The sequence below is a fragment of the Exiguobacterium sp. TNDT2 genome, from assembly GCF_003331145.1.
GTDB lineage: Bacteria > Bacillota > Bacilli > Exiguobacteriales > Exiguobacteriaceae > Exiguobacterium.
This window is the reverse complement of sequence record NZ_QLVE01000045.1, coordinates 1-10,164: the sequence shown is the minus strand read 5'-3', so window position 1 is coordinate 10,164 and position 10,164 is coordinate 1. Positions and strand designations below refer to the sequence as shown.

At 47.9% G+C, this 10,164-nt stretch carries 15 protein-coding genes; 7 read left to right on the top strand and 8 right to left on the bottom strand.

Translation table 11 applies throughout. The annotated features are described in order from the left end of the window. Nucleotides 1-130 precede the first annotated feature (130 nt). The 3 genes from DPV68_RS14085 to DPV68_RS14075 are packed head-to-tail and all read left to right on the top strand — an operon-like array spanning nucleotide 131 to nucleotide 2,347. Complete coding sequence (locus tag DPV68_RS14085) at nucleotides 131-976, top strand: ABC transporter permease subunit (protein WP_114167406.1); 846 nt, start codon at nucleotides 131-133, stop codon at nucleotides 974-976. Nucleotides 977-990: 14 nt separating this feature from the next. Next, nucleotides 991-2,049 carry an ABC transporter permease gene (locus tag DPV68_RS14080; protein ID WP_114167405.1) on the top strand — a complete coding sequence of 353 codons (1,059 nt, stop codon included), beginning with the start codon at nucleotides 991-993 and terminating at the stop codon, nucleotides 2,047-2,049. A 55-nt stretch (nucleotides 2,050-2,104) separates the two neighbouring features. After that, complete coding sequence (locus DPV68_RS14075) at nucleotides 2,105-2,347, top strand: hypothetical protein (protein WP_114167408.1); 243 nt, start codon at nucleotides 2,105-2,107, stop codon at nucleotides 2,345-2,347. Between the two features lie 149 nt (nucleotides 2,348-2,496). Here the strand turns inward: DPV68_RS14075 and arr are convergent, their stop codons facing one another. Both arr and DPV68_RS14065 read right to left on the bottom strand, forming a co-directional pair. Next, entirely contained in the window at nucleotides 2,497-2,913 is a 417-nt protein-coding gene (gene arr, locus DPV68_RS14070) for an NAD(+)--rifampin ADP-ribosyltransferase (RefSeq protein ID WP_114167404.1), read from the bottom strand. 140 nt (nucleotides 2,914-3,053) lie between these two features. Beyond that, nucleotides 3,054-3,500 carry a GNAT family N-acetyltransferase gene (locus tag DPV68_RS14065; RefSeq protein WP_232819662.1) on the bottom strand — a complete coding sequence of 149 codons (447 nt, stop codon included), beginning with the start codon at nucleotides 3,498-3,500 and terminating at the stop codon, nucleotides 3,054-3,056. Nucleotides 3,501-3,610: 110 nt separating this feature from the next. Here DPV68_RS14065 and DPV68_RS14060 point away from each other — a divergent pair, with 110 nt between their 5' ends. Further along, entirely contained in the window at nucleotides 3,611-4,111 is a 501-nt protein-coding gene (locus tag DPV68_RS14060) for a Rossmann-fold NAD(P)-binding domain-containing protein (protein ID WP_157964206.1), read from the top strand. Between the two features lie 324 nt (nucleotides 4,112-4,435). On the opposite strand, the gene DPV68_RS14055 is transcribed toward DPV68_RS14060, so the two are convergent. The 3 genes from DPV68_RS14055 to DPV68_RS14045 all read right to left on the bottom strand — a co-directional run bounded on the left by DPV68_RS14055 (nucleotide 4,436) and on the right by DPV68_RS14045 (nucleotide 6,700). After that, a complete protein-coding gene (locus DPV68_RS14055) occupies nucleotides 4,436-5,272 on the bottom strand; it encodes a GGDEF domain-containing protein (protein WP_157964205.1) in 837 nt (278 codons plus the stop codon). A gap of 254 nt (nucleotides 5,273-5,526) precedes the next feature. Next, on the bottom strand, nucleotides 5,527-5,928 hold the full coding sequence (locus DPV68_RS14050; protein ID WP_114167401.1) for a group-specific protein: 402 nt from the start codon (nucleotides 5,926-5,928) through the stop codon (nucleotides 5,527-5,529). A 322-nt stretch (nucleotides 5,929-6,250) separates the two neighbouring features. Next, a complete protein-coding gene (locus tag DPV68_RS14045) occupies nucleotides 6,251-6,700 on the bottom strand; it encodes a hypothetical protein (RefSeq protein ID WP_114167400.1) in 450 nt (149 codons plus the stop codon). Nucleotides 6,701-6,820: 120 nt separating this feature from the next. On the opposite strand from DPV68_RS14045, the gene DPV68_RS14040 reads away from it, so the two are divergent. Both DPV68_RS14040 and DPV68_RS14035 read left to right on the top strand, forming a co-directional pair. Then, entirely contained in the window at nucleotides 6,821-7,129 is a 309-nt protein-coding gene (locus DPV68_RS14040; protein WP_157964204.1) for a hypothetical protein, read from the top strand. Nucleotides 7,130-7,187: 58 nt separating this feature from the next. Beyond that, a complete protein-coding gene (locus tag DPV68_RS14035) occupies nucleotides 7,188-7,616 on the top strand; it encodes a hypothetical protein (RefSeq protein WP_157964203.1) in 429 nt (142 codons plus the stop codon). A 149-nt stretch (nucleotides 7,617-7,765) separates the two neighbouring features. On the opposite strand, the gene DPV68_RS14030 is transcribed toward DPV68_RS14035, so the two are convergent. Beyond that, entirely contained in the window at nucleotides 7,766-8,092 is a 327-nt protein-coding gene (locus DPV68_RS14030; protein ID WP_114167397.1) for a hypothetical protein, read from the bottom strand. Nucleotides 8,093-8,371: 279 nt separating this feature from the next. Here DPV68_RS14030 and DPV68_RS15205 point away from each other — a divergent pair, with 279 nt between their 5' ends. After that, a complete protein-coding gene (locus tag DPV68_RS15205) occupies nucleotides 8,372-8,755 on the top strand; it encodes a helix-turn-helix domain-containing protein (RefSeq protein ID WP_114167396.1) in 384 nt (127 codons plus the stop codon). Here the strand turns inward: DPV68_RS15205 and DPV68_RS14020 are convergent. Beyond that, nucleotides 8,682-9,802 (bottom strand): IS3 family transposase gene (locus DPV68_RS14020; RefSeq protein ID WP_114167395.1). Its coding sequence is split into 2 segments (ribosomal slippage): nucleotides 8,682-9,553 and nucleotides 9,553-9,802, totalling 1,122 coding nucleotides; the frame shifts between segments, so codons are not numbered across the junction. The two genes, DPV68_RS15205 and DPV68_RS14020, sit on opposite strands and share 74 nt — an antisense overlap. A gap of 37 nt (nucleotides 9,803-9,839) precedes the next feature. Then, complete coding sequence (locus DPV68_RS14890) at nucleotides 9,840-9,998, bottom strand: hypothetical protein (protein WP_198662332.1); 159 nt, start codon at nucleotides 9,996-9,998, stop codon at nucleotides 9,840-9,842. Nucleotides 9,999-10,164 lie beyond the last annotated feature (166 nt).

Here is a 10,164-nt window from a genome sequence, read left to right as displayed (position 1 = left end):
TACTATGATAGAATCAAAAAATACACATATGGATTTTTTTTACTTTAAAGTCGGATAAATGTTTTATTTTGGAGATACATCTTTTTTATCTGTGTTCTTAGGCGATTGAAAATTAAAAGGAGAGAATCGGATGAATTGGATTGCTCAAAAATCGGCTCAGTTTTTCATCACCATATTTGTATTGATTGCGATCAGTGCCTTGCCGTCACTCGTCGTGCAACTCGAGTTCGTGCCAACTAACTACTGGAACGGGCTCCAACAACAGTTCAGCCAATTGGCGAAACTCGATGAAATTACATACTACAACGTCACCGCACAACGAGAGTTACCGTTATTGCCAGATCTCGCCCCGCTCATAAAAGAGACGGTCATCATCTTTATGACGTCACTCGTCGTCTCGGTCGGGTTCGCGCTTTTGTATGCTTATTTCTTTTATCGGAGCGGCAAACGCGTGCGCACGGTGCTCCAACAAACGAGTCAGACGCTCGAGATGATCCCGGATTTATTTTGGCTAATCTTCTCGCAATTCCTCGCCATCACGTTTTATAAGAAGACAGGGTTCGATCGGATTGAAGTCGCTGGTGGGTTCGCCGAATACATACGCTTTTTACCGATTGTGACGTTGACGCTCACGATTCTGTTCTTCTTCCTCAAATGGTTGACGAAACATATCCTCGAGGAAGAAGTGTCGTTGTTTCTCGAGCTGGCGCGGGCCAAAGGCGTCCGACCGGCCGCCCTGTTCTGGCGACACTTGCTGCCGAATTTGGTGTATCGCTTCTACCTCTTTTTCCGTTCGAACTTGATCACGGTGCTATCGAGTCTGTTGATTATCGAGTATTTGTTTAACGTCCAAGGTATTTTCCGGTTCGCCGTCTATAACCCGGTCATGCCGATTCTGCTCGTCATCTTGTTGGTCGTTTATATCCCGATTTTCCTATTGGATTTAGTAGCGGAATGGCTCATTCCGAATGCCTGAAAAGGAGGGATTTGATGCGTCGTGCACTCCTGCGCGATCCGATATTTATGATTGGATTCGCGATATTTGTCAGCTTGTTGTTACTCAGTATCGGCAATACCGTATTCCGTGATGGCCAAGTCGATCAATTCTTGAACCGTTACTCCGATGAAGGTCGGTTGATTGGCATCCCACCGCTCGAACCATCGAAAGATCAGTGGCTCGGTACCGACCGGGCCGGGAACGATTTGTTCCAAATGATGATTGAAGGCTTCAAGTGGACGGTTGGTATTTGTGCGGTTGTTGCGCTCGGACGAATGGCACTCGGTTTATTGATTGGAATTCCGCTCGCTTTTCGCGGGGCGCGCGTGAACCGAATCTTCAAAATGGTGTTAGATGGTTTTTTGATTCTACCCATCTCTTTGTTGGCCATGATGATGTTATTCCCGTCCTTTTTCTTCGCAGACTCAACCATGGTGCCGCCGCTATTGGACCGCGTGCCGCTGCAGTTGACGGTGTTCGTGGCGCTCGGATTGCCTGCTGTCACACTCTATTTGATTACCGAGGTCCGGCAGTTGCTCAAACAAGAGTTTATGATTGTCGCCGAGACGTTAGGCGGCAGCGTGTGGCACCGGACAAGGCGTCATCTGTGGCCACACCTCGTCCCGACATTGGTCATCGTCTTCATGCAGCAATTCGTGCAAACACTGATGTTGCTCATCCATCTATCGTTATTCGGCGTCTTTTTCGGGGGGACCGTCTTCCTGTTTGAAGGGGTCCGACCGACACTGTTTGAATGGTCATCGATGTTCGGTTTTTATTTCACGCAGTTCACAGCGACGACGTGGATGACGAACCACATGTTCCTCGTCCCGGCCCTCGGACTGTCACTGCTCGTCTTCCTCAGCAATTTGCTGACGAGCCGACTCGAGCGGGCGTTCCGGTTGCGACGTCAAGAAGCGGTTGTCACCGAAGAGACGATATCTCAAGCGGAGGCGGCAGCCGCGTCACTCGTGGATCCGTTCACACTCGTGCATGAGGATAGCTCGTTTCAAAAGATGAATCAAAAGAAAGCGGACGGCATCACACACTGATGTCATCCGCTTTCTTTTAGTACTTGATTATCGTAAAACTAAGGAGGTAAAGATGGTGAACACGAAGTCGTTTATGCTCGTTTTTGTCTCGGTGTACTTGTTAATGAGTCTTCCTTCAATGTTAGGAATCGGTTATGTGATTGATTGGATTCCGGAAGCCACTCTATTGCAAAAGCTGAAGGGGTACGTGATTGATGGTTTTACTCACAACTATCTTTTAAAAATTGTGTTCTCAGCCATCGCCAGTGGAATGTTTACTTTCTTTTCATCAAGACGGGCAGCCAGTCATAGTGATTGAATTCACTCAATATTATGAGAAACCTATGATAAATTAATCTTCAGATTGTGATTTGACTCGGTCCATTCATAAATCAAGTTTGTCATAATCAATTTTTCCTGAATATCAGCGCTTTCTGTGCGATTTACTCAAAGTGTTTCTACTTCGTATCAGTCTTCAATCACATCTTTCCCGGCTTGTCGTAGTTTCTCAAGTGAGTCGAGCATATGAGCAATCACATCGTCCGGATGGCGTTCCCACGCCCCGAGCTCGGCTACGACTTTGAGCGGGGCGTTCGACCGATACGACCGGGTCGGATTGCCAGGGAAGCGTTTGTCCGTCAAGTTCGGGTCGTTCTCGAAGTCGCCCGTCGGTTCGACGAGATAGATGCGCTCACGAGCCTCACCGCTCGCCAGTTCGGCTCCCCATTTGGCGGCGTCGAGGGTGGCCGTGAAATAGATGTAGTTCGACTGCTTATCTTGATAGTTCGAGCGTCGCTTCGGTTCAAGCAAGTCCCCTAGCTTCAGTTCGGCTTTCGTGCCGTGGAAAAACGGACCGGGGTCGAGTGGTCTCTTATCATCAGTCATGCTTCATCTCTCCTTCAGTCAGGTTGTCTTCACGGTATAGTGGATGAATTTAGGAGAAGATAGTCTGTTTTTGGTTCGAGAATCGAGATATAATAAAGACGGGAAGAGCGTTCGGCTCTTCCTTTTTCGTTACATAGCATTCAAAGCTGTTTACGAAACGAATAACTCGTGATGGCATAGTCCATTTTGTCTTTATAAAAGCGGTGCGCCTCGGTCCGGGCAAGTCCTGACTCGAGGGCGACGCACGTCGCGCCACAATCGCGTGCGTATTCGTGGACGAAGTGAAGCAACATCTCGCCGTATCCGTTCGAGCGATGGTTCATGCACGTCACAAGGTCATAAACGAAGACGTGCTTCTCGAGATAGAGATTGACACGTACCTCGATCCCCGCGAGTGAGACGATTGTATCGTCGGTGTATAACGCATATAGTTCATACCCTTGTGGTCGCATGGCGGCCACAAGCTCGCGATAGGCCTCGAGCGTCAAGTCGGGGCGCAGTTGGTTCATGACTGAAAACGATTCATCGAGTTCGCGTGGCGACTCGATTGGTTTGATGGAATAGATGGTCGATGGAATGGGAATCATGCCTCCTTGAGGTGATGTTGTATGTAGATTTCGCTTTCGTAAGTCAGGATTCCTTCCATACTTATAAACGGACAGAAGGGACAGATACATCGTGAAACATGCGCTAGTGATTGGCGGCAGCGGGGATGCTGGCGGGGACGGTCCTTTGGTTGGCAGAGGTGGGGTATCACGTGTCCATCATCGGACGGGATGCCGAGAAAATGAGCCGATTGACCGAACAAGTATCCGCCCGACTGTCTGCCGTATTGGTCGACTATCGGGACGACTTGTGTCTCAAGGAAGCAATGCGACGTTCGATTGCGATTCATGGAGATTTCGACCTGATTGTTGCCTGGATTCATTCGGACGCAGCTGACGCCTTACCGTGTGTGTTGTCAGCACTGCGCAGGGGAACGGACGTGTTCCATGTTCTCGGTAGCCGCGCCAACTCGAGCGGTGTGAGAAACAGGCTGACGATCACTGAAGACGTCTGTTATCACCAAGTGCAACTCGGCTATCAGGTCGTGAAGGGGCAGCGCCGCTGGTTGACGTATGAAGAGATTGCTGGAGGCGTGGTCGAGGCGATTCAAGAGAAGAAACCTCTTTATTTAGTCGGAAATGAAACGAGATGAAACGATTGACAATTATAAACTGAATCTGTAAAAGGTCGAACGATGCATATTAAAATGCTTTTCGGGCAACCTAGATGGAGCAACATCTAGAGCGATTTAGATAAGAAATTGAATTGGATTAAACCTGTGATGGACTTGTGGCTGTATCCAAAAGAACATTGGGAGTATATGCATGATGACTCGTGTTGACGTTACAGACAGCAGTCGTGATGGAGAATTGAAACGGCTTAATGGGGGTGAAAAATCGATGCGATGACACAAAAAACCTTGAATGCACACTTTTATGAAGTGTCGATCATTCAAGGTTTTTTTATCAAGTATTTCTCAACTAGTCGACGATGCCTTCGCAACGACTTTATCAACGACCGTATTACAATTTTCTCGATTCACTTCATAAAACGTATCCTCATACGTCAATGACACGTGTTTACCGCTTTGAAGCTCATACTGTTCTAGTAGCGGACGAATCCGGTCATGGACAACTTGTGCAGCTTTTGGTGACGTGTAAGGGAAGATGATGGCGAACGTATCGACTGCGACCCGATACTTGTGATCGGTTCGTCTTGTTGCCATGTGGAGCTCGTCACTGAAATAATTCAAGAACCATTCATATTCAGTTCGCCCATAATGTTCCTCGAAACGAGCGAAGTTGTTCAAGTGAAGGAACGAGACCGAGAAGGAGCCACCGTGGCGAATCAGGCGGTCTCGTTCCGCATTCAAGTCCATCCGAAATCGATCGGTGTTATCAAGCCACGTCTCTGGATCGACCGCAATCAATTGTCGCGCCCGTTCCTCTAACTCGTGCCGTGACAGTTGCACGTTATTCACGAGTTGATGAACGAGACCGGACAAAATGGACATGATGAGAAGCAGAATCGTAAAACTGATGCCTTTGACGTTAAAAAATTGAACGTTTCCTGCTTCATAAATGGATGAGAACCATCGAAAATAGCTGAATAAAAAGATGAGGAGTGTGACAGACATGGTTAGCCCAGCCCGCATCCCGAGGATGAGAGAAAATAGTACGATGGCAGGTAAAATCAAATGGCCGAGAAAGCCGACGTTGCTTTCGGACAAAAGAATAGTGTACGCCATCGTGCCGACAATCATACAAGCGATTAGACCGAATAAATAAATTGATTCATTGGTCCATTGTTTCATTTTCATCCCCCCCATCGGTCTCGAATCGGCTCTCGAGGAGCCACATCCTCAATTACCCGCTATATGCGGTGAATAACCAATCATAGATGTCTTATACATTTATTATAGAACAATGGATTGAGACAATGAGCTCGTTTTTCGAATCGGGGCGAGTGCGTTCTTCGCGTGGATTAATAAATAAACAAGCTGTTTAATAAACAAAACCGGCATCTGGGCCGGTTTTGTGGTCAAGTATAATGGGTCGGTGAGGCGACTTAACGTGCTGTACCTGCGAAGTGGGTCGTGATGGACCGAGCTACGTCCTTGAGCGGTCCCGTCAATCGGACGACATGGTTTAGATGATAGAACGTGCTCGTCGTCTCGACATCGTCGAAACGATTTGTAGCGTCATGGACGAACACGGGAACACCTGCACCGAGGGCAATCCCGAGCTCGACATGGCTGCTGTTTCCGGCCGGAAGCAAGATGACGACGAAGTCCGACGCCTTGATCGCCTCGAACTCGTTCGTGCCGATGGCTCGCAAGTCGTCAAGTGACGTGGCGCGGTCATTCGTCGTCCAGTCGTATGTATGCGTGTGGCCGTCGTTGAGTAGGTGATTGCGTAGGGCTCTGACCTGTTCTATGTTCGAGAAGCGGGAGCCGATATAGAAGTTCATATGTGTCCTCCTAGCGTATGTGATGTCGTGTGATTCATGTTGATGGCAATAACGTACCACAAGATATACAGGGAAATGAGTCCAAGCATCAAGAGTATGCCGATGCCTACGAAAATGTACTTAGATCGATTCCATCCCCGATGTTTGGCAAGGTGAACTGTTAATCCGATTGAAGAGGTTGCCAACAATATCATCGTTCCGAGTATCCACACGAATCCTGGTCCAATCCAATTCGGGGAGAACAAAAGGTAAACGATGGACATGAAAAGGCTCGTGCCGCAGATCATGACTGCTTGAAAACGACGCGTAATGCTATTTCCGCTCACGGTTTAACTCGATCGAATCTTGTCACCGCGAGTTCATGGATGACGAGCAACAAAATCGCGATGAAAAAGACGAGCAAGGCCACGTATTCCGGATTGACGTTCAGGAAGTAATTGAGCCCGAACAGTGGTGTCACGAACAGGATGTAGAGCGGATACTGAATCGCGAACAAGGCGTCCAATAGCACGATGTCATAGACGTATGACTCGAAACTAATCAAGGTGAACACGGTCACACTTGCAAATAAAATAGCTAAAATCAATAGTTTGGCGACACGATTCCGTAATAAACACGTCCCGAACATGCATACGAGCAGTAAGCCGGATGCGACCGCATGAATCGGCTGAATCGTCGCATCAGGGAACATGATGGATGGAATGAGGTTCACGATAAATGCGAGTACATAAAGCGATGACAAGACGATGAGGCATTTCTTTGGATTGCCCATCAGGACACCCCTTTCTTGACGAGGGTTAGATTTACATTTACTTACAAGTGTAATTTTACACTAAAGGTATAGTATGTCAAGATAGATAGGTGAAGTCAGACCAAAAGAAAGAAAGGTGGAATGACAATGACAACAGATGAATTGAAAGCACTATTGCCGTCGGAAGAGGTCGAAATCAAGCTCGAAGATATGGAAGGATTGCCTCGTTTCGCATTCATCAACGAGAGCACTCGTTTCGAGGAAGTACAGGAGGAGTATCAGGACGACGAGGAGCCATGGCCGGACGGGCTCTACGTCATCGGGTATGAGGACTTTTTAGGGGACCCCATTTGTGTGAATATCGAGACGAATCACGTCGTCATCGTCAGTCATGAGACGTTCGAAGCGGAGGAGACGTTGTCGACTTCCGTCAAGGATTGGTTACGGTAAGATGGGCGGCCCATTGTTTGAACAGCACGTCATCATTTCTTCATTGGGTGAGGAGGAAATGGAACGTCAGATGTTCACGACAGACGGAGCTTCAAGACAAGCAAGACTGTTGACGAGGGAAGATGCCGCACAACTTCGTGCTTTACAAGAAACCGACTTGCGGTTCATCCGTATTGGTTACGACCGTGTTGGGAGTTGGTTAGCGATCGATTTAGGCAATGGGGAGCTATTCTTTTGTGACGACGAATACAGACCGAGTGATGTGATTCGCACACCGATTGAAACGGTTATGAACTGGGCGCCGACGAAAGAGCGACTATTGCTCTTGACGCAACGTCTAAATCTTGGAGAGTTGTCTGAACAAGAACTTCCTCGAAAACGTAATACCCCGACGTTCGAGGAGATGATTGAATGGATTCTGTATGTGAAGGTGGGCTTAGTGACGCGGGAAGACGTATCCGATTGGGCCGGACGTGTGCTTCAGTAGTCAGATGACGACCTCATTGTGGGCATGACGACTGATTCACTTGTCTGGTTAAACGGGATCGATTTATCCGACGGAGACAGCGGTTACTTACATGATGAATCGGATTTGGATGAATGGGTCTTGCAACTTGAAAGGAAGATTGATGAGCTTTAGTAAGTTGGAGTCGTAAAAAACGTCCAAACCAGCCACACCATATGAATCGTCGCAAGTGCATAAAGGACAGCGAGTAAACCGAATAGGTGCGGGTTGTCACGATTCTTGAAATAGCGAATCGTGTATTCTGAAATGATTGCGCTAGTGAGTGGAATCACGGAGAACATCATGAGGAAGGGCAAATACATGAAAGTCTCGAGTTCGATGAGCGCAATGATGAAATAGTCTTGATCGATTAGGACAGTCTCTATATACAAATACTGACGACTGAGGATATAAATCCATGCCACAAACGATAAAATGCCTAGCAGATAAATGCGCAAATTAAATTCTCCTTCTTGTTATAAATTGGATATTGATTGAAATGATTAGGCTCATCACCATAAGGTGTGGTTGACACATAAAATCCATCAGATTTTGAATTGAACATAGAAAAAAAGCGAAAACCCCGGTATCGTAATTGTTGCCTAGACAAACCACGATTGGAGTTTTCGCTTTGTCCCAACAGTTTATCAAATTACTTCTTCCACTTCCAGACCTTTTTCAGATCCAAATGTCGTCAGACGAAGAACCAAACGTTTTTCCGGTCATCCCGGGTCGACATGACATCCCTTTGTCCGCTGTGCCAGAGAAAGACCATCCTGCATTCGAAAAAGCGGCGTCGCTTTCGACACGGTCATGCGTGGAACGTCGGTGTACTCTGGATCGAACTGGATGTCCCACGTCAAAGATGCACCTCTTGTGATTTGACGTTCGTGTATGACTACGGTCTCGGGCTCGTCCGCACTTCCACCGAGGTTTTCCGGAAAGGCATCGCAGAACGTTGCCACGGTAGGACGATCTCAGATGTAGCGCGTGAATACGGATTACCTTACACGACGGTGGAACGATGGTTGGATTGTCAACACTTAACTAGACATTTTTTAAGAGGTCTCTTTTTTTGTATTCTTTCGGTGTCAGGTAACCTAATGTCCCATGGATTCTGATGTTATTGAACCAATGTATGTAATCACGTAATTCACGGTCGAGAACCGTCAGATTCGGGAAAGTCTGCTTCTTGACGAACTCGATTTTGAGAACCTTGTACGTCGCCTCTGACACTGCGTTGTCGTAAGGACACCCCTTGTCACTGAGCGAACGACGGATCCCGAAGCTACGCAACGTGTCGCTCACGAGTTTGTTGTTGAACTTGCTCCCACGGTCGGTGTGAAACATGCCCACCCGACGGAGGTCAGCTGGAATTGTTGCGATCGCCCGGGCCACCAGGTCCGCATCCTTGCGTTCGCCGACGCTATGTCCGATGATTTCCCGATTGAATAGGTCGACAAATACACAGACATAGTTCCATTTGTTTTGGACCCTGACGTATGTCAAATCGCTCACGATGACCGACAGTTCCTTTTCCTGACGGAACTCACGATTCAGCTCGTTTTTCACCGTGGACTCGTTAGGATTGCTTCGTTTCGGTTTGAATTGTGCGACGGTGTAGGAGGACACGAGCCCCTGCTCATTCATGATGCGTCCGATGCGTCGGCGTGACACACGCTTCCCTATACGCTGTAGCTCGACCTTGATCTTGCGCGTCCCATAATTGTCACGACTGCGGCGGAAAATCTCGATGACATCACCGGTCACATCGTCGACCGCCGGTCGCCTCTTGGATTCGTAGTAGAAGGTGCTTCTTGATAGTTTCAGGACTTTACACATTGCTGATACCGAATATTTGTGCATATTGTTCTTGATGACAGTTACTTTCGTCCTATGATCAGCGTGGCTTGCTTTAAAATGTCGTTCTCCATCTCGAGCTGCCTCACTTGCTTGCGCAGGTCACGGAGTTCACGGGCCTCGTCGCTCAGGTTGTCCTCTGCCTTGAACAAACCGGTCGTACGGCTCTGGTTGATCCAACGTCCCAGTGCCGATGGTGTCAAATCGTACTCGCGAACGATATCGATCCTCGGCTTCCCGTTGAGATAGAGCTGGACGACCTGTTCTTTAAATTCATCTGTGTAAACGCGGTGCGCTCTCTTTGTCATGTCTAATGTTCTCCTCGTGTTCATAATTTGTTTCAGTCTAATCGACCTCTTCATTTATGTCCAATTGAGTGTAGCCCATCCAGAACGGCTCGAAGGCCTCGTCGGGGATCTGTTCGACAAGGTCGTGGACAGCGAAGGCGATATCGTTTTCCTGGAGACGGACTTCTAAATCTAGGGGCAAAACCAATTGGTTCATGGTATACTCTTTGTACATAGGGGCACCTCCAAAGTTATGGTTTGGTCACTTTAACTTTATCAGAGGTCGCCCCTATCTGTTTAGTCCAAAATGTGTGCACGAACCCATAAAAATGACAAGAGGCCCCCGGGAGCGAACAAGTCGCTCCCGGGGGCCTCTTTGTTAT